The 24,139-nt window shown below is 65.4% G+C and carries 20 protein-coding genes and 3 tRNA genes; 9 read left to right on the top strand and 14 right to left on the bottom strand.

Going from position 1 to position 24,139, the window contains the following annotated elements:
• Nucleotides 1-66: 66 nt before the first annotated feature.
• Nucleotides 67-141: transfer RNA gene (locus tag AX756_RS16205), tRNA-Val, on the top strand.
• Between the two features lie 240 nt (nt 142-381).
• Here the strand turns inward: AX756_RS16205 and AX756_RS16210 are convergent.
• From AX756_RS16210 to AX756_RS16225, 3 genes are all read right to left on the bottom strand, one after another.
• The gene (locus tag AX756_RS16210) at nt 382-1,233 is read right to left on the bottom strand and encodes a hypothetical protein (protein ID WP_068313817.1); all 852 of its coding nucleotides are present in this window, start codon (nt 1,231-1,233) and stop codon (nt 382-384) included.
• 1,166 nt (nt 1,234-2,399) lie between these two features.
• Nucleotides 2,400-3,296: an RNA polymerase sigma factor RpoH gene (rpoH, locus tag AX756_RS16220; RefSeq protein WP_068313822.1), complete on the bottom strand. Its 897-nt coding sequence runs from the start codon at nt 3,294-3,296 to the stop codon at nt 2,400-2,402.
• A 198-nt stretch (nt 3,297-3,494) separates the two neighbouring features.
• The gene (locus AX756_RS16225; protein WP_438938410.1) at nt 3,495-4,562 is read right to left on the bottom strand and encodes an RluA family pseudouridine synthase; all 1,068 of its coding nucleotides are present in this window, start codon (nt 4,560-4,562) and stop codon (nt 3,495-3,497) included.
• A gap of 107 nt (nt 4,563-4,669) precedes the next feature.
• On the opposite strand from AX756_RS16225, the gene AX756_RS16230 reads away from it, so the two are divergent.
• The 6 genes from AX756_RS16230 (at nt 4,670) to AX756_RS25690 (ending at nt 9,162) form a co-directional block, all read left to right on the top strand.
• A complete protein-coding gene (locus AX756_RS16230) occupies nt 4,670-4,993 on the top strand; it encodes a DUF6476 family protein (RefSeq protein ID WP_068313829.1) in 324 nt (107 codons plus the stop codon).
• 108 nt (nt 4,994-5,101) lie between these two features.
• Complete coding sequence (gene ppk2 / locus AX756_RS16235) at nt 5,102-6,031, top strand: polyphosphate kinase 2 (protein WP_082739146.1); 930 nt, start codon at nt 5,102-5,104, stop codon at nt 6,029-6,031.
• 84 nt (nt 6,032-6,115) lie between these two features.
• Nucleotides 6,116-6,670, top strand: coding sequence for a histidine phosphatase family protein (locus AX756_RS16240; protein WP_163886693.1), 555 nt, complete (start codon nt 6,116-6,118; stop codon nt 6,668-6,670).
• 198 nt (nt 6,671-6,868) lie between these two features.
• Complete coding sequence (locus AX756_RS16245) at nt 6,869-8,257, top strand: M20/M25/M40 family metallo-hydrolase (RefSeq protein WP_068313835.1); 1,389 nt, start codon at nt 6,869-6,871, stop codon at nt 8,255-8,257.
• Between the two features lie 114 nt (nt 8,258-8,371).
• The gene (locus AX756_RS16250; RefSeq protein WP_156461528.1) at nt 8,372-8,800 is read left to right on the top strand and encodes a hypothetical protein; all 429 of its coding nucleotides are present in this window, start codon (nt 8,372-8,374) and stop codon (nt 8,798-8,800) included.
• Complete coding sequence (locus AX756_RS25690) at nt 8,797-9,162, top strand: hypothetical protein (RefSeq protein ID WP_156461529.1); 366 nt, start codon at nt 8,797-8,799, stop codon at nt 9,160-9,162. Before AX756_RS16250 ends, AX756_RS25690 begins: the two co-directional genes overlap by 4 nt.
• Here AX756_RS25690 and AX756_RS16260 read toward each other — a convergent pair.
• From AX756_RS16260 to ptsP, 5 genes are all read right to left on the bottom strand, one after another.
• Nucleotides 9,151-9,227, bottom strand: a tRNA-Asp gene (locus AX756_RS16260). The two genes, AX756_RS25690 and AX756_RS16260, sit on opposite strands and share 12 nt — an antisense overlap.
• A 294-nt stretch (nt 9,228-9,521) precedes the next feature.
• Nucleotides 9,522-9,598, bottom strand: a tRNA-Asp gene (locus AX756_RS16265).
• A gap of 530 nt (nt 9,599-10,128) precedes the next feature.
• Nucleotides 10,129-11,904, bottom strand: coding sequence for a PTS fructose-like transporter subunit IIB (locus tag AX756_RS16270; RefSeq protein WP_068313845.1), 1,776 nt, complete (start codon nt 11,902-11,904; stop codon nt 10,129-10,131).
• A 26-nt stretch (nt 11,905-11,930) separates the two neighbouring features.
• Nucleotides 11,931-12,887 (bottom strand): 1-phosphofructokinase, encoded by a 957-nt coding sequence (pfkB, locus tag AX756_RS16275; RefSeq protein WP_068313848.1) that lies wholly within the window; start codon nt 12,885-12,887, stop codon nt 11,931-11,933.
• 11 nt (nt 12,888-12,898) lie between these two features.
• Complete coding sequence (gene ptsP / locus AX756_RS16280) at nt 12,899-15,373, bottom strand: phosphoenolpyruvate--protein phosphotransferase (protein WP_068313851.1); 2,475 nt, start codon at nt 15,371-15,373, stop codon at nt 12,899-12,901.
• Nucleotides 15,374-15,452: 79 nt separating this feature from the next.
• Between ptsP and AX756_RS16285 the strand changes: the two genes are divergently transcribed.
• The gene (locus AX756_RS16285) at nt 15,453-16,898 is read left to right on the top strand and encodes an ABC transporter substrate-binding protein (protein ID WP_231701083.1); all 1,446 of its coding nucleotides are present in this window, start codon (nt 15,453-15,455) and stop codon (nt 16,896-16,898) included.
• A complete protein-coding gene (locus tag AX756_RS16290; RefSeq protein WP_068313857.1) occupies nt 16,895-19,579 on the top strand; it encodes an ATP-binding protein in 2,685 nt (894 codons plus the stop codon). The genes AX756_RS16285 and AX756_RS16290 overlap by 4 nt, the downstream gene beginning before the upstream one ends.
• Here the strand turns inward: AX756_RS16290 and AX756_RS16295 are convergent.
• From AX756_RS16295 to AX756_RS16320, 6 genes are all read right to left on the bottom strand, one after another.
• Nucleotides 19,546-20,265, bottom strand: a complete 720-nt coding sequence (locus AX756_RS16295) for a response regulator (RefSeq protein ID WP_068313860.1) — start codon at nt 20,263-20,265, stop codon at nt 19,546-19,548. The genes AX756_RS16290 and AX756_RS16295 overlap by 34 nt on opposite strands.
• A gap of 128 nt (nt 20,266-20,393) precedes the next feature.
• The gene (locus AX756_RS16300; RefSeq protein ID WP_068313863.1) at nt 20,394-21,392 is read right to left on the bottom strand and encodes a hypothetical protein; all 999 of its coding nucleotides are present in this window, start codon (nt 21,390-21,392) and stop codon (nt 20,394-20,396) included.
• Nucleotides 21,389-22,069: an ABC transporter ATP-binding protein gene (locus tag AX756_RS16305; protein WP_068313866.1), complete on the bottom strand. Its 681-nt coding sequence runs from the start codon at nt 22,067-22,069 to the stop codon at nt 21,389-21,391. Before AX756_RS16305 ends, AX756_RS16300 begins: the two co-directional genes overlap by 4 nt.
• A 9-nt stretch (nt 22,070-22,078) precedes the next feature.
• Complete coding sequence (locus AX756_RS16310) at nt 22,079-23,221, bottom strand: ABC transporter permease (protein WP_068313869.1); 1,143 nt, start codon at nt 23,219-23,221, stop codon at nt 22,079-22,081.
• The gene (locus tag AX756_RS16315) at nt 23,218-23,547 is read right to left on the bottom strand and encodes a hypothetical protein (RefSeq protein WP_068313872.1); all 330 of its coding nucleotides are present in this window, start codon (nt 23,545-23,547) and stop codon (nt 23,218-23,220) included. The genes AX756_RS16310 and AX756_RS16315 overlap by 4 nt, the downstream gene beginning before the upstream one ends.
• Nucleotides 23,547-24,083, bottom strand: coding sequence for a nitrous oxide reductase accessory protein NosL (locus AX756_RS16320; protein WP_082739147.1), 537 nt, complete (start codon nt 24,081-24,083; stop codon nt 23,547-23,549). Before AX756_RS16320 ends, AX756_RS16315 begins: the two co-directional genes overlap by 1 nt.
• Nucleotides 24,084-24,139 lie beyond the last annotated feature (56 nt).

Below are 24,139 nucleotides of genomic sequence, written 5' to 3' on the forward strand. Positions count from 1 at the left end.
ATGCGCGTGCGAGTGCCCGCTTCCCCCTTGCAGCCGGCGGTTCAGGGCGCTAAGACGCGCGGCACCGGGTGATTAGCTCAGTGGTAGAGCGCTTCGTTCACATCGAAGATGTCGGGGGTTCAAATCCCTCATCACCCACCATTTCCTTCCAGAACAATCTCACCGGATCGACCGGGTTGTGGTCTTGTGGCTGCATCGGGATGATGCCGCTCTCCGGGGGACATTGAGCCGCCGGATCCGGCGAGAGCGGCGGCAGGCGCTGTGGCGCGTGCGATCTGCCGGCCGGAATCGAAAAGGGCGCCTTGCGGCGCCCCTTGGAGCTTGTTGGAAGCTGTGACCGTTATGGAGCGGTGGAATGCAGCGCCCGCATTCGGGTGACGCCTATTTCTTTTCCTCGGTCGCGCCTTCATCCTTCAGATCGGAGGCGGAGGCGCACAGAACGTTCATTTCGTGGCGGCCCAGATTCGCATCCTGGGTTTCGGGCAATGAACCGCAGCGGGTCACGTTGTTGATGACGCGCGGAAGCCGCACGCGCATCTGGCCCTCGCGGTCGCGCGCCATGAGCGACGAGTAACGCTGGCTGCCGAAGGCGTATCGAATGCCCAGATAGGCGGACTGGTTGTCATCCTCACCCGCCTCGGCCTCGCCAAAGACGCTCCATCCGTTCAACGACGAGGGGGCGATCTCGAACCCGACATTGCCGACGTTTCCGCGCGCACTGTAGCGGTGACCGACCGAGGCCTTGATGTTCTCGTTGAAATAGTAGGTGATGTCGATCTCGTCGAAAGCCTCGACATAGACATTGGTTCCGCCGCGAACGCCCACGAGCGCTTCCAGCGTGACATTGTCGAGATAGAGCGCGCCCTCCACGCCGAACTGTCCGTTATGTTCCGGGTTGACGTAGCCATAGTCGATATAGAAGCCGACCGCGCCGCGTTCCGGGTTGCGGTGGAAGAAGTGCAGGGCGGTGCCGAAGCTCATGTAGTCTTCACGGTAGTTGCCGACCGCTCCGTCCAGTTGCACGCCGTACCATGCGTTCAGCGGAAACGCGACGCTGCCGGCGACCATCGAGTTGGTGTAACCGCCCAAGTCACCGGACAGCCCTGAAACCGTGAAGTTCAGCTGGTCGACGGAGGGGAGCGATGGCGCCATTTCCTGAGCGTTGGGGGCATTGACCGTTCCAACCGCAAGCAGAAGGCCAAGGAGTAGGGAATCTAGAGCGGGACGATACATGTCGGCTTTGCCATTTTAGGAGCGTTGTCGAGCTTGTTACCACAGCTACACGCAGCCGCAAAACGTGATCCGTCAGAATCGCCGGCATGCACCTTGGTTGTGCACGGTGTTGTGGAGGGAACACAGTTTGCGGCGGTAGTTGCCCGATTCTCGGTCAATTCGGGACACCCGCCCTTTGAGAGTCCGGATGCCGGACAGGTGGCTCACGGGCGGTTGCGCGGTATTCCCCCCTAATCTTCCCTTTTTCGCCCCTTTGGGGGCAATGGTGAAAGGGTGTTTCAGGAGGCCGTGCCGCCGTCGAACCGCAACGTTCCGGGGCGCGTCGTCGGACCGGCTTTCGTTGCGCGGCGTGAAATGGGCCCTGAGCGTGAATGGAGACCGGTTTGGGGTGGAAAATGCAACCAATGTCATCAATTGACGCTGTCTGGTGCATCCTGGTTGCGGTAACGTCGCGCTATTGTCGATTTTTTGAATGAGGTTTTCCGATGAAGTTCCGCCTGATCTCGGCTGCGGCCGTTGTTTTCTCCTTTCCTGCGATTGCCTTTGCATCCGTGCCGACAGGTGTCATGCCCGACGGGCTGGGCCTGAAAGCGCCCGTGGCGAGCCAGGTCGAGCTGGTCCAGAACCAACCCAAACCGCAGCCGGGACAGGGACCAAAGAAACAGCGGTCCTCCAACTGCAAGCCGGGGACAGAGGGCTGTCCCGCTCAGGGTGGTCCGAAGAGCAACGGCCCGAACAAGAATGGCCCAAACAAGAACGGCCCAAACAAGAACGGCCCGAATAGCGACGGCCCGCAGAAGAACGGACAGCAGGGCAACGGTCCGCAGCAGGGAAAGCAAGGGAAGCCGGGCCCGAAGAAATGCCCTCCGAATCAGGCGAACTGCAAACCGGGCGGTGACCAGCCCGCGAGCAACTAGCGGATCGACCTGTTACGCGTCCGTCCGTCCATTGGGGGCAGGGGGAGCGTGCGCCCGATCTATGGCCGACGATCGTCATGATCGGCGGCTTTCTTGAGCGGAAAGGTCTGGTCAGGCCGAGCTTTGTTCTCGACGTAGCGCAATCGCGCGGTCCGAGCGGAGACGACGCCCCCGCGAGCATTGCTTGCAAAGGCTCCCGAAGGCTTCGCCCGGCATTCAGAATGCCGGGGATCGGCCACCCGGTGCGGATCAGGACGCGTTGAGTATGCCCTTTTCGCGTGCCAGTTCCTTCATGCGCTTCTGAAGCTTCTCGAAGGCGCGCACCTCGATCTGGCGAATGCGTTCGCGGCTGACGTCGTACTGACCGGAGAGTTCCTCCAGCGTGACCGGCGGCTCGGCGAGCCGACGCTGCGTGAGGATATCCTTCTCGCGGTCGTTGAGCGCATCCATCGCCTCCAGCAGCAGGTCGCGGCGCACGGCCATCTCGTTGCTCTCGGCATATTGCTCGGCCTGGTCGGCGGTCTCGTCCTCCAGCCAGTCCTGCCACTGCGTGGTGGTGTCGCCGTCCGAGCCGACGGTGGCGTTCAGGGAAGCGTCGCCACCAGAGAGGCGACGGTTCATCGAGACCACTTCAGCCTCCGTCACGCCCAGATCGGTTGCGATCCTTGTGACGTTTTCCGGACGCATGTCGCCCTCTTCCAGCGCGCCGATACGCGACTTGGCCTTGCGCAGGTTGAAGAACAGTTTCTTCTGCGCCGAGGTCGTGCCCAGCTTCACCAGCGACCAGGACCGCAGGATATATTCCTGGATCGAGGCGCGGATCCACCACATGGCATAAGTGGCCAGCCGGAAGCCCTTTTCGGGGTCGAAGCGCTTGACCGCCTGCATCAGGCCGACATTGGCCTCCGAAATGACCTCGGCCTGCGGCAGGCCGTAGCCGCGATAGCCCATGGCGATCTTGGCGGCCAGACGCAGGTGGGAGGTGACCATCTTGTGTGCGGCGGCGCTGTCCTGATGGTCGACCCATCGCTTGGCCAGCATGTATTCCTCTTCGGGCTCCAGCATCGGGAACTTGCGGATTTCCTGAAGATACCGGTTAAGCCCCTGCTCCGGTGAGGGGGCGGGAAGACCCGTGTAATTGCTCATGACTATCCCTCCGTGCCGATTGGACGAGCCTGCGCTCATGGGGTGGCGCAAGATCTTTACATAATATCTAGGAACTGAACCGTTCGGTTCAAGTGTTGATGTTTGCGGTACCGTTACCTTGCTTCAACGCAGGTGGGTGCCTTTTCTGTCGAGTTTAAGCCTGCTGAAACAAAAGTCACAGCCAATTCGGGAAATGTTTCAGCCCGCGCGCAAGGCTGTGACGAGCGCATCCATATCCGCAGGCAGGGGGCTTTCGAAGCTGAGCGCCTCGCCCGTGATCGGGTGTTTGAAGCCGAGCGAGGCCGCATGGAGGGCCTGACGGGGGAAGGTGTTGGCCAGCGTCGCGGCGTCCTCGCCCAAGGCACGCGCCGAGAGCTTGCGTCGCCCGCCATAGATCGGGTCGCCAATCAGACCGTGGCCGACATGGGCCATGTGTACGCGGATCTGGTGGGTGCGCCCGGTTTCCAGCCGGCACTGGACGAGTGCCGCTACGGGCGGCGTGCCGAACGGCTCCAGCAGCCGCGCCCGCGTCACCGCGTGGCGCCCACCGTTCCAGACGACGGCCTGCCGTTGCCGGTCGTGCTTGTGGCGGGCAAGCTGGGTGGTGATCCGCAAGACTTCGCCGCTCTCCCAATGCGTGCCCTTCACGCCGCGCAGGCGTGGATCGGCCGGATCGGGGCAGCCATTGACGACGGCGAGGTAATGCCGCTGGGCGCTATGGGCTTCGAACTGTGCGGCCAGCCCGTGATGGGCGGCGTCCGACTTGGCCACGACCAGCAGGCCCGAGGTGTCCTTGTCGATCCGGTGCACGATGCCCGGGCGCTTCTCGCCACCGATCCCTGAGAGCGTGTCGCCACAATGGTAGAGCAGCGCATTGACCAGCGTGCCAGAGGGCGAGCCGGGGGCCGGGTGAACCACCATGCCGGCGGGCTTGTCGATGACGATCAGCGCGTCATCCTCGTAGGCAATGGAAAGTGGGATGTCCTCCGGCACGGTCTCGACCTCGGCGGCCGCGGGCAGGGTGATCTCGATCACGTCGCCTTCGGCCACTTTCGCCTTGGCGTTGGTCAGAACGGTGCCACCACGCGCAACCTGTCCCTCCTCGATCAGCCGGGCGAGGCGCGAGCGGCTCAGCGCTTCGCTCTCCGGCACGTCGCGCGCCAGCGCCTTGTCGAGGCGGGCGGGCGGATCGGGGGCGATCTCGACATGGATCAGGCGGGTTCCGGCGGTCATGGTTTTCCTTCGAAAGCGGGGAAAGACAGCCATAGGCCCGAACCCCGGTCGCGTGCAAGAGGGCAGGGGCCAATCCCGCGACCGGCTGGACCACGCTGCCCGGCTGGCCTATCACCTGTCGCAGCAAGGGGAGCCCGATCATGGAACCGACAGACGAGCAGCCGCTCAGCGAAGCCGATGCGCGCAACCTGCGGTTCCTGCGCGTTCTGGTGCTGGTTCTGACGGGGACGATGATCGCCGGCATGGTGCTGCTGGTCGCGCTGTTCTATGCGCGGCTCGGTGGCGATGCGCCGGCGCCCGAGGCGCTGGTCGTGCCGGAGCGGTTCGAGATCCCGGCCGGTTCGGAGATCGCCGCCGTCACCCAGGCGAAGGCTTTCTGGGTGCTGGTGACCACGCAAGGCGAGGTCCTTTTCTTCGCGCCCACGGGCGGCGCGCCCACCCGGACGATCCCGGCGCCGGATTGAGCCAACTGCGCGGTTGCTGCGCTTGACTTGTGGCTAACAGGTGGTACGGCCTCGATTATGCCCCGTTTTTGGGGTTTCGAAGCCCGTATTTCAGATGGAAGGACGAAGATGGCCGACCAGGAAGACACCCCGCTTGACGACATGCACAAGGATTGGCTGGAAGCCGAGCTGGAGGAGACTCTGGACGAGACGTTCGAGTTGGAATTTTCCGAGCCGATGCTGAGCCGCGAGATCCGCAAGATCTATCGCAAGGCGCATCCCGACCTGCTGGACCGGCATACCTATTTCCGCAACCTGCTGCGGCTTCAGGCCGAGATGATCAGGGTGCAGGATTGGGTCGAGGCGACCGGCGCGAAGGTGTGCATCCTATTCGAAGGGCGCGACTCGGCCGGCAAGGGCGGCGTGATCAAGCGCATCACCCAACGTCTGAACCCGCGGGTTTGCCGCGTCGTGGCGCTGCCGGCCCCCAACCGTCGCCAGCAGACGCAGTGGTATTTCCAGCGCTACGTGGAGCATCTGCCGGCCGGGGGCGAGATCGTTCTGTTCGACCGGTCCTGGTACAACCGCGCCGGTGTCGAGCGGGTGATGGGGTTCGCCAGCGAGGACGACGTCGAGATGTTCTTCCGCGATGTGCCGGAATTCGAACGGATGTTGGTCCGCAACGGGATCATCCTGTTGAAATACTGGTTCTCGATCACCGATGCCGAGCAGCAGTTGCGGTTCCAGGTGCGGATCCACGACCCGATGAAGCAGTGGAAGCTGAGCCCGATGGACCTGCAATCCCGCGTCCGCTGGGAGCAGTATACCAAGGCCAAGGAAGATATGTTCGCCCGTACGAACATCCCCGAGGCGCCCTGGTATATCGTCGAGGGGAACGACAAGAAGCGCGAGCGGCTCAACTGCATGGAGCACATCCTGACCAAGATCCCCTACGAGCCGGTGGATCACGAGAAGGTCGAGCTGCCGGAGCGGGAATACAATCCCGATTACGAGCGGCGCGTGCTGCCCGATGAGCTCTACGTGCCGAAAATCTACTGATCCGGCCCCTTTGGGGGCGTGACAGTCCGGCAAAATCCATGTTGAAAACCCGCCTCGGGCGGGTTTTTGCAATCGGGAGGGATGATGTTCATTCTGCGCCACGGCGAGACGCTCTGGAATGTCGAGGGGCGGATGCAGGGCGGGCTGGATTCTCCGCTGACCGACCGTGGCCGCGCGCAGGCGCTCCGGCAGGGAGAAATCCTGCGCCGGGCCGGTGCGGGCGGGTTCCCGGTCTATTCCAGCCCGCAGGGCCGGGCGCTGGAGACAGCCCGCCTCGCCATGCCCGGCGTTCCCGTAATCGAGGACGCACGTCTGGCCGAGGTCGACATGGGCGCCTGGCAGGGGCTGACCTATGGCGAAATCGTCCGTCTTTCTCCCGAGATGCCCGCGACCCCAAACAGCTATCTGTGGAAGTTCGCCGCTCCGGGGGGGGAGCGTCTGGAGGAGATGCTGGTGCGTTTGCGCGATTTCCTTTCGGATGTCCCTGCAGAGGCCGTCGTCGTCACCCATGGCGTTGCATCGCAACTCCTGCGCGGCTGCATGATGCAGCTCGACCTCGCCGCCATGGCCGCCCTCGACGATCCGCAGGGCGTGGTTCATTCCGTGACGGCACAGGGAGAGGTTCTGCTTTCCTCGTAGGAACGGCGGAGACCGGCGTCGTCTCTCGAATTTCCCGCATCGGATCCAGAGCGAACGTGGAATTGGGGGCTTTGCCCCCCGCGCTCTTGCGAGCGCCCCCCCAGGATATTTTTGCACAGATGATTTGGAGGCTGTTTGCGATTCAATCTCCCGACAAAAGGTTCTAGGGTCGGGCCAAATTTCAAACCGGAGTCCGCAATGACCGACACCCGCCTCGCTCCCGTTCTCGACCGTATCGACGCCGAACTGCCTGCCGCCCTTGATCGCCTGATGGAGCTTCTGCGCATCCAGTCGATCTCCACCGATCCCGCCTTCAAGGCCGATTGTGACAAGGCCGCGGAGTGGCTGGTGTCGGACCTGGCCTTGATCGGCTTCGACGCGGCAAAACGTGCAACGCCGGGCCACCCGATGGTTGTCGGCCATGGCGAGGGCGCGGGGCCGCATGTGCTCTTTTACGGCCACTACGACGTGCAGCCGGTCGATCCGCTCTCCGAATGGAATACGGCGCCCTTCGAGCCGGTGTTGCAGGATACTCCGGAGCACGGGCTGGTGATCCGCGGGCGCGGTGCCTCCGATGACAAGGGGCAGCTGATGACCTTTGTCGAGGCTTGCCGGGCGTGGAAAGCCGTGCATGGCTCGTTGCCTGCGAAGATCTCCTTCTTCTTCGAAGGCGAGGAGGAGAGCGGCTCGCCCTCGCTCATCCCCTTCATGCAGGAGAATGCCGAGGAGCTGAAAGCCGATATCGCGCTGATCTGCGATACCGGGATGGTGGCGCCGGGGGTGCCGTCGATCGCCAGCCAGCTGCGCGGCATGCTGAAGGACGAGTTCACCATTATCGGCCCCCGGATCGACCTGCATTCGGGCCATTACGGCGGCCCCGGCCTCAACCCGCTCAAGGAAATCTCGCGCATCATCACGTCCTTCCATGACAAGACCGGCCGCGTCGCGGTCGAGGGGTTCTACGAGGGCGTTCACGAGATATCGGGCGAGATGAAGCGGCAATGGGACAATTGCGGCTTCGACGAGAAGACCTACCTGGAGTCGGTCGGCTACACACGGCCGCATGGCGAGGCCGGCTATTCGACACTGGAGCAGCAATGGGCGCGGCCGACCCTGGAGGTGAACGGGATCTGGGGCGGCTATAACGGTGCCGGCTCCAAGACGGTGATCCCCTCCAAGGCGCATTGCAAGATCACCTGTCGCCTGGTGGGGGACATGGATCCGGACGCGCTGCGTGAAAAGGTCCGGGCGCATGTGGCCGCCCAGCTTTCGCCGGACGCGAAGGTTGTCTGGGATGGCGATCTCGACGGCTCGCCGGCTGCGGTCATGAATACCGAACGGCCTGAATTCGAGGCCGCGCGCGGCGCGCTCACGGACGAATGGGACCGCGAAGCGGTGCTGGTCGGCATGGGCGGCTCGATCCCGATCGCGGGCTTCTTCAAGGAGGTGCTCGGCATGGATGCCATGCTGATCGGGTTTGCCAATGATGACGACGCGATCCACTCGCCGAACGAGAAATACAACGTGGAGAGTTTTCACAAGGGCATCCGTAGCTGGGCGCGCATCCTTGCGGCGCTCTCGGAGTAAACCGCGCGCAACGGCAGGGTGATCCGGGGTTCTTCTATGGAAAGCTCGGAGTAACCTTTTTCGGCCATCCTCCGATGCAGGAATCGATTCCCGCGTCGGATGGATGAGCCGCCCATGAACCACATAATCGCCGTCGAAGAAGATATCGACCGCCAGATCCGCCATATCCGGGACATGATGAACCTGGCCGGGCAGGATGTTACCGCCTTGCCCGGACGGCAGATCCTGCAGATCCGGAATGCGCGTTACCACACGTCGGGATATCTGCCGAACCGGGCGGGTACGCCCACATCGCAAGCCTATGTCGTTTTCCAGGGGGAACCGACGCCAAGCTCACAGGCAACGGGCGGTATCCTGCGGTTCGTGCCGGACGAGGAGATGCGGGTTCCGGTCTATGACGCGACGCGCGGGACGATCCAGCTCTGGGTGGATTGGGTCTATGTTTCCATGGTGATGGAGCAGCTCAAGCACCGCCGCCACTACCTCTGGATCGGCTTCTTCGACAATGGACATGCTTTCGCGGATCTCTATTCGGATCCGTGATCGTCGCTGCGGCGCATGCGGAGGAGCTTTGCCCCAAGCAGAACCATGGGAAGGCCATGCAGGGCGAGGTCGAAAATGTCGATCGGCCGCTGGAGGGTGCCGGCGAAAAGCATGCGGAGTTTCTCGACCAGGTGCGGTTCCGGTCGAAAGGGCGCCAGCCCGAGCAGCAGGGCGACAACCAGCAATGTCGTCAAGTTTATCCTATCGAGAAGCCGCATTTCCTTTTCCCCCTCGGTCTGATTTCAGACCTGCGCCCAAAGCCACCAATTCGTCCGCAGGCTCGCCGCAGCTTTGCCGCGATGACGCGCCCTTGCAAGATGGGTGACGGCTCGATTTGGGAAAGGAAGAAGTGGCGCGGTTGACGGGGCTCGAACCCGCGACCTCCGGCGTGACAGGCCGGCACTCTAACCAACTGAGCTACAACCGCGCGGTCCGCCGGGGGTAGTCCGTCCGCACCGGCCCGTCAAGCAGAAAATGTTCGATTGTCCGGTGTGCGCCGCTCCGTGGCCCGTTGCGGAATGTGGTCAAGCGAGGAGGGGGCGAGACGGGGTACCGGAATGCGGGCAGATACCGCTAAAGGGTGGCGTCAGAGACGGGCAGGCAGGAAAGTCGAACAGGGAATCTATCGCCGGGAATGCCTGTCACCCTCTCGGGCGAACCCCTTCAACCTCAAAAAAACAAAGGCCCCCGCCGAGGCGAGGGCCCTTCATTGAAGCAGCGATGGCGCGGTTGACGGGGCTCGAACCCGCGACCTCCGGCGTGACAGGCCGGCACTCTAACCAACTGAGCTACAACCGCCCGCTGCCGCCTGCGATGGTATCCATCGCTTGACGTGAGCGGCGTTCTAGGCCGGGGCGCAGGCGGCGTCAAGCGACCTTTTTGCAGTTTTTTGCAGACAGGCAATTTCCTGTAATCGCCTCGGTTCCGGTACGAGCGAACTTGCGGGCTGGCGCCCCGGTTGCGTCCGGCCCGGGGTGGTGCTGGTAGACGGAAGATCGCATTTTGCTCCTGTTTCGGTCGAACACGGGTGATTTGCGTTGAAAATGGGTGCGAACGAGACGGTGAAATCGAATGCCGACATTCGCTCGTTTTCGTGGTGGGACAGGCGGAGGGGACGTTGCCTCCCGCGCTCGTATGAGCGTTCGCCCCGCGATATTTCCGGTCAGAAGAAATGGTTTTGGCGGTGTGTGTCTGGAAATGCCGGTAGCGGTGTCTCGATCGGGCGGTGGTTCCACCGGTTCCGGTCGGGAGGGGCCGTGAGTGCGTTCGGACGCAAAAAAACCGGCGGTCTTTCGGCCGCCGGTTCAGGTTTTGGAAGGGGGCGTTGCTTACTCGGCCGGGACAGCCTTGGCGACCTTTTGGGCCGGGAGCGCATCGGCCTTCGCCACCAGCGGTTTTTTCAGGGCAACCAGCAGGCCGGTGGTGATCAGCGTACCGATCACGATGGCAACGGCGTAGGCACCGAGATTGGTGACCGCGTTCGGGATAGCCAGCACGAAGATGCCACCATGCGGCGCCACCAGTTCGCAGCCCAGGAACATCACGAGCGCGCCGGTGATGGCGGAGCCGACGATGATGGCGGGGATGACGCGGGCCGGGTCCTTGGCGGCGAAGGGGATGGCACCTTCGGTGATGAAGGACAGGCCCAGCACCGCGGCGGCGCCGCCGGCTTCGCGTTCTTCCTCGGTGAAGCGGTTCTTGGCGATCAGGGTGGCCAGTGCGAGGCCCAGCGGCGGGGTCATGCCGGCGGCCATGACGGCGGCCATGGGGGCGTAGGTGTCGGAGGTCAGCAGGCCGACGGCGAAGGTATAGGCGGCCTTGTTGATCGGTCCGCCCATGTCCACGGCCATCATGCCGCCGAGGACCAGGCCGAGCACGACGGCATTGGCGGTGCCGAGGCTCTGCAGGAAGGCGGTCATCGCGGCCAGGATCGCGGCCACCGGTTCACCGATGACGTAGACCATGACGAGGCCGGTGACGAGCGTGGAGAGCAGCGGCAGGATGAGGACCGGCTTCAGCCCTTCGAGGTTCTGCGGCAGGTGGATATTGTCGCGCAGCCAGCGGGCGGTATAGCCGGCCAGGAAGCCCGCGACGATGCCGCCGAGAAAGCCCGAGCCGAGATTGACCGCGAGCATGCCGCCGATGAGGCCGGGGGTGAGGCCCGGACGGTCGGCGATGGAGAAGGCGATGAAGCCCGCCAGCACCGGCACCATGAGCTTGAAGGCGGCCCCGCCACCGATGGCCATGAGGGCTGCGGCGAGCGTGCCTTCTTCTTCGAAAGCCTTGATGCCGAAGACGAAGGAGAGCGCGATCAGCAGGCCACCGGCAACCACCAACGGCAGCATGTAGGAGACGCCGGTCAGCAGGTGCTTGTAGGGGCCGGAGCGTTGCGAGGAGCGGGCGGCCTTGGCCTTCTTGACCTCGTCGGCGAGGTTGCGGCCAGCGGGGGCGGCCCCGCCGAGGATTTCGCCCTCGGCGACGGCGGCGTCCAGCACGGCATTCGCGCCTTTCACGGCGGCGCCGACGGAGGTCGAGTAGAATTTCTTGCCCGTGAAGCGGCTGTCATCGACATGGGTGTCGGCGGCGATCACCACGAGGTCGGCGGCGGCGATCTGTTCTTCGGTCAAGGCGTTCTGCGAGCCGACCGAGCCTTGCGTTTCCACGGCGATTTCCCAGCCGCGGGCGCCTGCGGCCTTCTGGAGCGCGGCTGCGGCCATGAAGGTGTGGGCAATCCCTGTCGGGCAGGAGGTGATTGCCACCACCTTCAGTTTGTCTCCTGACATGTTTTCTGTCTCCTCTTGGATTAGGGCGAGGGCGGCGTCGAGCACGCCCTCTGTCTTGCGGAGCGCTTCGCTCGTGCTCGTCTCGAAGACGGGCTTGCCGGCGAAACGGTCCTTGTCGGACCCGATATCGGTGGCCAACAACACGAGGTCGGCGGCGGCGATCTCCTCGGCGGTCAGGGGATTTGTAACCCCCTGCGCGCTCTGGCGTTCGATACGGATGGTGTGGCCCTTGAGCGTGGCGATTTCGCTGAGCGCTTCGGCGGCCATGTGGGTATGGGCAATGCCGGTTGGGCAGGCAGTGACGGCGACGATATTCGACATGGGGTCCTCCCGGTTCTTCTCGTCGTTCAATTGCAGTCGAGCGCGGTCACCTGGACCGTGCGGGCGAAGGTTTGGAGCTTGTCGATGGCGGGCAGGCGCGGGCCGATCTCGCCGAGCGCGCCAAGCGAGAAGGCGGTCGCGAGCGCGGCGGTCTGGGAGAGCGGCAGCCCTTGCATGGCCGAGTGGATGAGCCCTGCGACCATCGCGTCGCCCGCGCCGACCGTGCTGGCGATCTCGGGGCTCGGGGCGACGGCGTGGACGGCCTCGGATGCGGTCACGAACATCGCGCCATCGGCACCCATGGACACGACGACCAGGCCTGTGCCGCGGGCGACGATCTCGCGCGCGGCCGCCACCACCTGCCCATAGCCGTTGAGCGGACGGCCCAGCAGCTCGGACAGCTCGGCGATATTGGGCTTGATGATGTCGGGTTGGGCGGCCAGCGCCAGTTCCAGCGGCGTGCCGGAGGTATCGAGCGCGACTTTCGCGCCGCCGGCCCGGGCGATCCGGGTCAGTTCGGCATAGGCGTCGGCCTCGATCCCGGCGGGCAGGCTTCCGCAGAGCGCCACCCAGTCGAGTCCGCACTGAAGCGCGGTCTGCAACCGACCGGCAACGGCGGCGAGATCGCCGGCCACGGCGTGAATGCCGGGGAAGTTGAGATCGGTCACCGTGTCGCCCTGCGGGTCCACGATCTTGACATTGGTGCGCGTGGCGCCTTCGAGCCGCAGGCAAGCATCGTGCAGCCCGCTGGCCTTGAATTGCTCGGCAAAGAGCGCCTCGTTCTCGCGGCCGAGCAGGCCGGTGACGGTGACCGCATGGCCGAAATGGGCGAGGAAGGAGGCGACGTTGACGCCCTTGCCGCCCGCGTCGGAGCGCACCGTCTCCACCCGGTTCACCGCGTCGATGGCGAAGCGGGGGACGGTGACGGTCTGGTCCACGGCGGAGTTGAGCGAGACGGTCGCGATGCGGGGAAAGCTCTCCATAACGGCCTCCCTCAGCGCAGCGCGCGCACGGCGGCGGCATCGGGTGCGGCGAGGGCTTTTTGGGCCAGCGCGCGGTTATCCGCCATCGACTGCTGGCGCAGTTGCGCCTTGACCGCCGCGATGGAGGGGATGGAGACCGAAAGCTCCTTGAGACCCAGCCCGCTGAGGATGGACACGCCGAGCGGATCGGCCGCGATCCCGCCGCAGGCGCCGACCCAGATACCCGCCGCGTCGGCGGCCTTTACCGTCTGGTCGATCAGCCGCAGCACGGCGGGGTGCAGCCCGTCGGCCTGCCGTGCGAGCGTCGGGTGCATCCGGTCCATCGCCAGCGCGTATTGCGTCAGGTCATTGGTGCCGATGGAGAAGAAATCGACCTTCGCGGCGAGTTCCGGTGCCATCATCACCGCCGAGGGGATCTCGATCATGATGCCCATCTCGACCGGTTCCGCGCCGATCTCGGCCCGGACCTCCTCGGCGATGCGCAACGCCGCGTCGAGTTCGGAGGTCATGGCGACCATCGGGAACATGATCCGCAGCGGTCCGTGAGTGGAGGCGCGGTAGATCGCGCGAAGCTGGGTGCGGAACACGTCCTCATGGGCGAGGCAGAAGCGGATGCCGCGCTCGCCGAGAAACGGGTTCTCCTCGACCGGCATCTTCAGATAGGGGATCTCCTTGTCGCCGCCGACATCCAGTGTGCGGATGATGATCGGCAGCCCGTTCATCGCGTCGAGCATGGCCGAGTAGATGCCGACCTGTTCGTCTTCCGAAGGGGCTTCGTCGCGGTTGACGAAGAGGAACTCGGTCCGCAGTAGGCCCACGCCTTCGCCGCCGGCCTCGACCGCGGCAATCGCTTCGGACACGTCGGAGATATTGGCGACGACCTCGATCCGGGCGCCATCGGTGGTCAGCGCGGGCTTGTAGCAGTCGCGCTTCTCGGCCTCGCGGCGCGCATTCAGATCGACCAGCGCAGCACGGGCGAAGGCCTCGTCGGCCGCGCTTGGGTTGCGCACCAGCAGACCGCTTTGGCCGTCGAGAAGGGCAGGCGTGCCAGAGGCGATGTCGAGCACCTGCGCGCCGGCGCCGACAACGGCGGGAATGTCCAGCGAACGGGCGATGATCGAGGTATGCGAGGTCGGCCCGCCCGAGGCGGTGCACAGGCCCTTGACCAGTGCGGGGTCGAGCTGCGCGGTGTCGGACGGGGTGAGGTCGTCGGCGACGAGAATGCAGGGTGCCGAGGGCAGAGCGGTCGCGTCGGAGTCTACCTCTGCCAGTTGGCGCAGCACCCGCAGGCCGACATCGCGCAGGTCCACCGCGCGGCCCGACAGGACCGGGTCCTTCATCCCGGCCAGGATATCGGCGCGCTCGTTGAAGGCGGCGTGCCAGGCATGGGCGGCGCTGCGGCCTTGCTTGATGCTGTCCCAAGCGGCCTCGACCATTTCCGGGTCGTCGAGGAATTCCTGATGCGCGCGGAAGATGCCGGCCTTGGCAGGCCCGGTTTTCTTCCAGACCTCTTCGTAGAGTGCGTCGAGCTGCCGCCAGGCGGTCTGGAGTGCGCCGTCGAGGCGGGAAATTTCGGCATCCGGGTCGGCGGCATCGGGGGCAAAGGTGATGTGCTCGCGGGCGAACTGGAACACCGGGGCAATGGCGAGGCCGGGGGAGGAGGATATCCCCTGGATCGTGGTTCCGTCATAGGTGGCAGTTGCGGTCGTGGCGGCGGCTTGACCAACGTGGACCGGCGCTTCGTCCGCCCCGTCTTCGTCTTCGAGACCGGCCTCGAACGCGCCCTGCAGGGCCTTCAGCGCGGCGGCGGCATCGGGTCCGTCTGCGCTGATACGCAGCTCGGCGCCCTGTTTCGCGCCAAGCTTCAAAAGCGAAATCAAGCTCTTGGCGTTTCCAGCGGTTTCGCCGCAGCGAATGCGGATCTCGGCCTGGTATGTCTTGGCAAGCTCGACCAGCGCCGTCGCCGGGCGGGCGTGCAGGCCGTGAGGACCCTCCACGATGGCGGTGAAACCGTCCGCGAAATCCTCCAGCGTCACGCTGGGGGCGGCCGGGGCAGGCTCGGAGCCGGTCAGACGCGCGACGATGGTGGCCGGATCCAGTGTCGTGGCCAGACGGTCGGCCTCCTCGGCGTTGCTCAACACGTCCGTCAGGTTGGAGAGCACTTCGAGATGCTCGTCCGAGCGTGCGGCAATGGCCACGACAAGGCGCGCGGTATCGCCCGGCGCCCATTCCACGCCGCCGGGAAGCTGGAGCACGGCAATCGCGGTTTCGTGGATAAGGTCGCGGTCCTTCGCCAGTCCATGCGGGATCGCGATGCCGTTGCCGAGGAACGTGTTCGCCACCTTCTCGCGCCCCAACATCGAGGCGCCGTAGCGCGGGTCGATCTTGCCGGCCGCCGAGAGCAGGTCCACCGCCTGCGCGATGGCATCGGCCTTGTCGGAGGCCGTCTTGCCAATTGCCACGAGTTCGTTCGAAAGGGTAAGCACGGTTATCCTCCGCATCCTGCATCCGTTGTGTCAGGACGGGCAAAGACAGCCGCCAGATGAATGGAGTATGTCTCGGAACATGCGCTGGCTCGTAACATTTGTAATTGTCCTGGCGATGCTGGGACCCGCCGCAGCCGCGCCACTGCAGGTACTCACGCGCGATGGCGGACCGATCGCCGGCCCGGCCATTCGCCATGGCGAAAGCTTCGCGCAAGCGCGCGGAACGGGTGTTTCGGTGATCCAGCGCCCATTCAGCGGCCTGTATGGCGAGATCATGATCGGCTTCGTTACCGGGCGGGAGACTGCGGATGTGCTGATCTTTCCCGCCGCGTGGCTGCCAGATTTCGCGCCCTACCTGTCGCCCGTCCCGCAGGCGCTGATCGACAGCCCGCTGGTGCAGGGCATTCACCCCGCCTATCGCGACACGCTGATGCGCTGGCAGGGGCAGTGGAAGGCGGTGACGCTGGATGGCGACCTGCATATGGGGGCCTATCGGCGGGACCTGTTCGAGATGCCGGAGGCGCAGGCGGCATTCGAGCGCGCCTATGGCCGGCCGCTCGCGCCGCCGCGCAGCTGGACGGAATATGGCGAGCTGGCCGCGTTCTTCCGCGACTGGCCGGAGCCGGCAGGCGGTGCGCTGGCGGGAAGCTTCGAAGCCTCGGCCGAGGGCGGGCAGCGGCTGTGGTACCTGTTCAGCCACGCCGCCGCCTATACCGCGCATCCCGACCATCCCGGGCATTTCTTTTTCGACCCCGACACCATGGCGCCCGAGATCGACAACCCGGCATGGCGGCGCGCGCTGCGGGAATATCTCGCCGCCGTCGCGACCGCCGAGGCGAAGACAGAGGGCGGTTCGGGGCTGGACAGCCACGGGGTGCGTTCTGCATTCGCGCTGGGCGGAGCGGCCATGGCCATCGACTGGACCGATATCGGACTGGTGGCGACCGATCCCGACCGATCTGCCATCACCAGCGATGTCGGATTCTTCGTCTTGCCGGGGAGCCAGGAGGTCTGGAACCCGGAGGCGAAACGCTGGGACAGCCTGGGCGCCCCGCGCCCGGTGCCTTTCCTCGCCTTCGGAGGCTGGATCGCCGCCGTGCCGCTGGGCTCCCGAAATACCGACGCGGCCTGGGATTTCATCGCCTGGATGGCCGCGCCCGAACGCGCCAATGAGGACGTCACCGACGGCGCCTCGGGCTTCAACCCCTATCGGCTGAGCCAGATCGAGGATTTCGAGCGCTGGGCGGGACTGATGGGGGAACGGCAGGCGCGGGAATATCTCGGTGTGCTGCGCGAGAGCCTGTCCTCGCCGCAAACGGCGCGGGATCTGCGTATTCCGGGCTATCCCGCCTACATGGCGGCACTGGACCGCTGGATCGGTCGCGTGATCGCCGGTGAGTTGCCGCCCGCCGAGGCGCTGGCCGGCGCTGCCGTGGAGTGGGACCAGATCACCGACCGGCTCGGCCGCGCCAGCCAGCGCCGCCATTACCGCGAGGCCATGGGGCTGGAGGCACAGGCGCCATGAGGTTGCGGGGAATTCAGGGGCGCCTGCTGCTCATTCTGGCGCTGTCGTCGCTGGCGATGGTGGTGGCGAGTTTTGCCGCGTTTCGCGCACTGGACGAGATCGGCGCCGTCACCGAAACCATGACCGGGCGGGATGTTCCGGCCGTGACCTCGGCGTTGCGGCTTGCCCAGGTCGGCGAGCGGTTGCAGCAGCGCGGCGCAAGCCTCATGGCGGCGGGAACGCCCGAGGCGCTGGCTCGCGCGGAACAGGCCATTACGGCGGACCTGGAGGCCTTCGCCCACGAGGCGGCGGCGTTGCAATCCGTTCAGGCGCTGTCCGGCGAGGTCTCGACCCTGTCGGTCGAACTGGCCGAGCGGCTGCATGATCTGCGTCGCGCCCTGGCCGCGCGCAGCGTTCATGCCGAAAATCTCGAAATCAGCCGGCTTGCCATGCGCGGGCAGGCGGAAAATGTCCGGCAGCTGATCGGCCCCTCGATCCTTGCCATCGAGGCGATCACCAGCGGGCGGATGGGGACGGACATGGCGACGTTCCGCATCGCCATCCGCTCGCAGGCGCCGCTGCTTGCGGCGGAGCGATTGACCGATCAGGTCACGGCGCTGCTGTTTCAGGCTCAGATCGCGGAGGACCCGCGGTCGCTGGTGGAATCGCAGGCAAGCTACAGTCGGACCGTCGCCCAGCTCCAGGCGCTGACGCGGGATCTTCCGGCCGGGCTACGGAGTGGGTTCGCGGAGGCGGTCGCGGCCTTTGCCGAGCAATCCGGATCGGACGGCATCATGGCGCTGCGGCTGCAGGAACTGGCGGCGCTGACAGAGGCCGAGGCGGCGCTGGAAGACAGCGGCAAACGGGCCGAGGCGCTCAAGCAGCTCGTCGACAGCCGGGTGATTGCCGCCAGCCGGAGCATGGCCGAGGCGACCGAAGACCTGCGCCAGACCATCCTGTCGCGCAACTCGCAATTCGCGCTGATCGGGCTGGCGGTGATCCTCGGCGCGGCGGGGCTTTCCTACCTGTTCGTGATCCGGCCCCTGAGCCGCAACCTTGCCGCCGTGACCGAATCCATGACGCGGCTGGCCGCGGGCGAACGGGAGCTGCAGGTTCCCGGTGCCAAACGGCGTGACGAGATCGGCGATCTGGCCCGCGCCTTCACGGTGTTCAAGGACAACGCCTTCCAGATGGAGCAGCTCGACCGCGAGCTTGCCGAGCGCTCGAACCTGCTTCTGGCCACGTTCGAGACGATGAAGGACGGCTTTTCCGTTTTCGACAGCGAACGTCGGCTCGTGGCCTGGAACCCGCAATACCTGACCCATTACCAGCTTGAGGAGGCGGATATTTCGGACCGCCCCGATATCGAGGAGGTCAACCGGCGGCTGGCCGCGCGCGGCGTGCGGGCCTTCCTTCCCAATGGGGAGGAAACCGACATGGTGTCGCTGTCGCATCGGCGCCTTTTGCACCCGCAGCGCCACGAGCTGCGGTTTGCCGACGGGCAGGTGCTGGAGTTGCGGTCCAACCCGATCCCGCAGGGCGGGTTTGCCACGATCCACATGGACGTGACCGAGCAGCGCGGTACCGAGAGCCAGCTTCTGCAGGCGCAGAAGATGGAGACGGTCGGCCAGTTGACCGGCGGGATCGCGCATGATTTCAACAATATTCTCGCGGTGATCATCGGCAATCTGAACATCCTCGAACGGGAGACGGCCGACGTGCCGGAGCTGCAGGCCCGCGCGGAGCGGGCCCTGGGCGCCGCGGATCGGGCGGCGGGGCTTGTGAACCGGCTGCTGGCCTTCTCGCGCCGGCAGCGGCTGGCGCCGGAGAATATCGACATCAACGCGCTTGTGCAGGGCATGCACGAACTTTTGGAAACCAGCGTCGGCTCGGCGGTGATGCTGCGGTTGACGTTGGCGGAGGACCTGCCGCAGGTACGTGTCGACCCCGGCCAGCTTGAGAATGCGTTGATGAACCTTGCCATCAATGCGCGCGACGCGATGGAGGGCACGGGCGAAATCGCGATCTCGACCCGTGCGGCCAGCGGCGATTTCATCGAGCTCTGCGTCTCCGATTCCGGCAGCGGCATTGCGCCGGAGCTTCTGGAACAGGTCTTCGAGCCGTTCTTCACCACCAAGCCCGTTGGCAAGGGCAGCGGGCTGGGGCTCAGCATGGTCTACGGTTTCGCGCAGCAATCGGGCGGCAGCGTGCAGGTCGAGAGCACCCTCGGAATCGGAACGAAAGTGACCCTGAGCCTGCCGGTGACCGTGGAGGCCGCCGCGCCGGAGGCGGTACCGGAGCAGGTGGGCGGCGAGGGCACGGGCGATGCCTGTATCCTGGTTGTCGATGACGATGCGGACCTGCTGGAAATTACGGCCGATCAGTTGCGCGCGCATGGCTATGCCGTTGTCACCGCGCTCGACGGCGCCACGGCACTGGAGCTGCTGGCGGAAATCCCGGAAATCGACCTGCTTTATACCGACCTTGCCATGCCGGGAGAGATCGACGGTTTCGCCCTGGCGCGGGAAGCGGAGAAGACGCGGCCCGATCTGCCGGTGCTGTTCACCTCCGGCGCGCCGGGCGAGGCGGGGGCCGGGCTGCCGAACCTGCTGCGCAAGCCGGTCCCGGAAGAAGCACTGCTGATGGCCGTGCGCCTGCGGCTGGAAACCTACAGCCGGCGGACATCCGTATCGAGCACGTAACCCGCGCCGCGTTCAGTGCGGATGAGCTGCGGTGCCTTCGGGTTCGGCTCGATCTTGCGTCGCAGGCGCAGGATGAGCACGTCGATCGTGCGGTCGAAAACTTCGCCGCCGTCGGAACGTGTCCGCTCCAGCAACTGGTCGCGGCTGAGGATATGGCGCGGCGCCTTCACGAAGGCTTCGAGCAACAGGAACTCTGCATTGGTGAGCGGCACGGGCTGTCCTGTCGGGCTTTCGAGCACCCGCGCGGTCAGGTCGATCATCCAGCCGCCGAAGCTGCGGCAATCGTGGTCGAGCGCGTCGGGCGGTGGTGCCTGCGTCTCGGCGGTGCCGGTGCGGCGCAGCACGGCCTTGATCCGCGCCACCAACTCGCGCGGGTTGAACGGCTTGACCACGTAATCATCCGCGCCCATCTCGAGGCCGATGATCCGGTCCACGTCGCCGCCGAGACCGGTGAGCATGATGATCGGGATTGTGGATGTTGCGCGAAGCCGCTGGGCAATGATCAGCCCGTCCTGATCGGGCAGGCGCAGATCGAGCAGGATCAGGTCTGGCGGCATGCGTCTGATTGCATCGCCGATTTCGGCGCCGCTCCCGGCCTCCTCGACCCCCCATCCCTGAGCTTCCAGTTCGTATCGGACGATTTCCCGGATGTCGGAATCATCGTCCACGATGAGAACATTGACCATTTGTATCCCTACTGCCCGTCGAAACGCGGCATTTCAAGCCTGATTACAGGGTTTTCGCGTCAAGGCCTATCGGGTTGCTTACGGGGGAAGAAAAGGGGCCGCTCCTTCGGTCTGTCGCATGTTGCCACCTAGCCGAAGAGAATGAGCTGGGAGGTGGTGATGGACCTCAGAACGGCAATGCCGAACAGCGCGAAACCCGCGAGGGAAAGGCGCGTCAGGTGCCGGATCGCCTTCGGTTGGACCCCGGCGAGGCTGTCGCTGTTTGCAACGGTTTTCAGCAGCCCCGTGGCCAACGCCAACGCGGTGCCTGCGAAGAGCGGGACATAGAGCGCATAGCCGAAATAGCCGTATTCGCGCTTCAGCAGGCAAAAGGGGCAATGGTGGTTCGGGTGATCGTAGACATAGAGCGAGATCACCGAGACGATCGCCGTGAGGGCGGCGAAGAAGAAAACGGCGCCAGCAATGGCAAAAAGCGTCTCGCCGCGTTTGCGTAGCAGGATGGCAGCCCCCGAGACCAGCACCGCGCCCCCCGCCGCGGCCAGCAGCCAAAGCGCGCGCGCGGGGGGCAGCCCGGTCATCTCCGCCGCAAGCCCCTCGTTGGAGGGCGTGAAGAGTTTCGAGCAGCAGGAGGTGATCACATCCGTCTTCATGTTGAGGAAATAGGCCAGTTCGGTTGCAAAACCGGCGAGCACGAGCGGCGCGATGCCGAGGATGGCGGCGAATTTGAGCCGGGTCAGCGGGAAATCCCGCCCCAGCCGGTCCACCCGGTCGAGGATCAGCCAGAGTGCTGCGGCGAAGAACAGCGTGATCTTGAGGTAGAGCGCGGGGAAACCCCAGCCATTCACGTTGAACGTGCCCACCGCGCACATCGCACCGACGAAGAGCGCCGCCATGCGGTCGGCATTGAAGACGAGCAGGAACAGCGCCGTGATCTCGACCAGCATGACGAAGCCGAACAGCGTGGAGACGAGCTCTGTGCGCCGCTCCAGGTCGAGCTGGGTCTGACTACCGCTCGCCAGGTCCCAATGCCGCAGCAGGCGGATGCCGAACCACGCCGCCCAGAGGGCGACGGCGCTGGCGAGCGCGGAGGCCAGCAGCAGGGCGAGGATCGGGGTCTGAAGGATCATGCCGCGTTCTCCTCCAGCCGGCCGTCGCGCATCGACACCACGCGGTCGACCTGTTCGGCGGCCCAGATCCGCGGGTCATGGCTCGTCATGATCACCGTCCGCCCCTCCGCGCGCAGCCCGGCCACGATGTCGAGAAAGCGGTGGGCCAACTCGGTGTCGAGATTGGCCGTCGGCTCGTCGGCGATGAGCACGGGCGGGTCGTTGATGAGCGCACGCGCGATGGCCGCGCGCTGCGCCTCGCCGCCGGAGAGAAACTCGACCCGTTCCCCGGCCTTCCCGGCGATGCCGAGCATCTCCAGCCGGGCCAGCGCCCGTTTGGCATCGGCGCGGGGCTCGCCGCCGAGCGGGGCGGCGGGCAGAAGCACGTTCTCCAACACGGTCAGCCCACGGATCAGGTTGAAACGCTGGAACACGAAGCCGAAGGTACGGCGCCGTTCGAGGGTCAGGAAGCGTTCGGGCAGGCCGGAGACCATCCGCCCGTCGATCAGCACCCGCCCGGAGGTGGGCCGCGCCATGCAGCTGATGATCGACAGCAGCGTCGTCTTGCCGGAGCCGGAGGGCCCCTTGAACACGGTCAGCGCGTTGCGCGCGATTTCCAGGTCGATCCCATCGAGCGCGGTCAATGCGCTGGGACGGCCTTCGTTATATGTCTTGCAGACGGATTGAACCGAAATCATCGCCGCCTCCTATCGCATGACCTGGTCGGGGTCGGCTGTCGCCGCCCGCCAGATCGGAACGATCGTGGCCGCCACGTAGGGCAGCACGGTCAGGAAAAAGAGCGCCGTGAGCTGTAGGCCGTCGATCCCCGGTGTCAGCGCGAAATCGGGGTAGATGACGGACCAGCCCTTGAGGACGGAGGCAAAGAGGCCTGCGTCGAAGGCGAAGACGTGGAGATAGGCGAGCACCGTCCCGAGCAGGAAGGCACTGAACGAGATCAACCCGCCCTCCCAGAGCTTCATGGCGATCACGTCGCCCGTGTCCCAGCCAATGGCCTTGAGAATGCCGATCTCGCGCGTCTCCTCCGCCGAGAGGCCCGAGGCCTTTTCGGAGGCGAAGATCACGAAGGCCAGCACGGAAGCGCCGGCCAGCAGCACCATGATCCCTTCGCGCCAGGAGAACAGCTTCTGATAGGTACGGGCAATCTCGTCGCGCGTGACCAGCCGTGCATTCGGCAGCAGGCGGCCGATCTTTTCGACGATGGTGTCGATCTCGCGCGGGTTGCGGATGGAGAGCGCGATGTCGGTATAGACATTCTCCGGAAGCTCGAAGAAGGCGCGGAAATCGGCCTCGTTCAGCAGGATCAGGTCGGTCGAGACCAGCGCGCTTTCGGAGGAAAGCCGCTCGGCAATGTCGAAGCGGACGAGATCGCCGGGATAGCGGCTGAGAAAGAGCGGCGCGGTCTCCCAAGGCAATTCGCGCACACGCGGCAGGCTTTCGCCAATGATGGCCTGCCCCTCGGGCGGGGCCATGTCGGGATCGAGCGGCACCATCAGCGTGTAATTGGCGCCGTTCAGCCGGTCATAGAAATAGCCCCAGAGCCGCCCCTTGATGCCGGCCACGCCGCGAATACCGTCGATCTCGGCGATAACCTCGCCCGAGATCATGTCATGCCGCCCCATCACGAGGTTCTGGACGATCAGTTCCGGTGCTCCCGCTAGTACCACCTCCGCCTCCTTGCGCAGCGCTGTGGCAAAGAGCGTGGCGGAGGCGACGACGAAGATCACCACCGCGTAGATCAGCAGCAACCCGGTGTTCTTGATCCGCCGTCGGGCGAGGGCGGCGAGGGTGTATTCTGCCAGCGCGCGCTGGCGGCGCAGCCAGGATGTCATCGTGCCACCTCCTCGGGGCCAAAGCGCAATTCTCCCCGCCCGAAACCGGCCGCGGGGCGCGGGGCGAAGGTGCCGGAGGGGAAATGCTCAAAGGACATGGGCGCGTCCTGAAACGCGGTCTGCAGATCCGCCAGCGCCGGGTTGCGGGTGAAGCGGGCCTCCGTGAACAGCGCCAGGTCGGTCAGTCCGACGGCGCGGACCAGCGCGGCCGAGCGCGCCATTCGCGCCCGTTCCGGGGCGGCGGCGATCCGGGCATGCAGGGCCGCGAGCGCCAGCATGGCGGTGCCGGCGGCGAGAAACCCGAAGACGATGCTCGTGCGTCGCATCACTCGAATGTCCCGGCATCGAGGGCGGCGAGAATCTCGTCTGTCACCGCGTCAAAGGTAACCCGCGCCTTGCCCTTGTGATCCTTCATAAAATCCGCCGCGTCGGCGTCGGTGGCCAGCGGCACCAGCTCGTGCCCCATCGGCCCGTACACATCCGAGCCGATCACGTATTCGGCGGCCCGCGCATCGACCAGCGCAAGCCCGTAATACTCCGTCACCCCCATGCCCGCGATCTGCGCGGTGGCGCGTCCGGGGGCGTATTTGTCCAGATTGACGAGATACTTGAAGAAATCCTTCGCGCCGTCGAAATGGACGGCTATGCCGTCATCCCACAGGATCGTGGCCACCCATTCGGGATATTGGGCCACGAACATGCCGCAGACGGGGCAGGTGTCGCGCGGGCCGGGGGCGGGCAGCTCGACCTTTGGCGCATCGGCGCGGGCAGGGCGCAGGCCGAGACCGGCCAGAAGGGCAGCAGCGGGCAGGCTGGCGAGCAGGCGCCGGCGATGGGCGCAGGGGGAGCCGTGATGGCACATGGCGGGATCCGTCTTGCTGGAAGGGCAGTCTGCCCGACGCCGGGCCGGGCAGACCG

The organism is Aliiruegeria sabulilitoris (assembly GCF_001558155.1).
GTDB lineage: Bacteria > Pseudomonadota > Alphaproteobacteria > Rhodobacterales > Rhodobacteraceae > Tropicimonas > Tropicimonas sabulilitoris.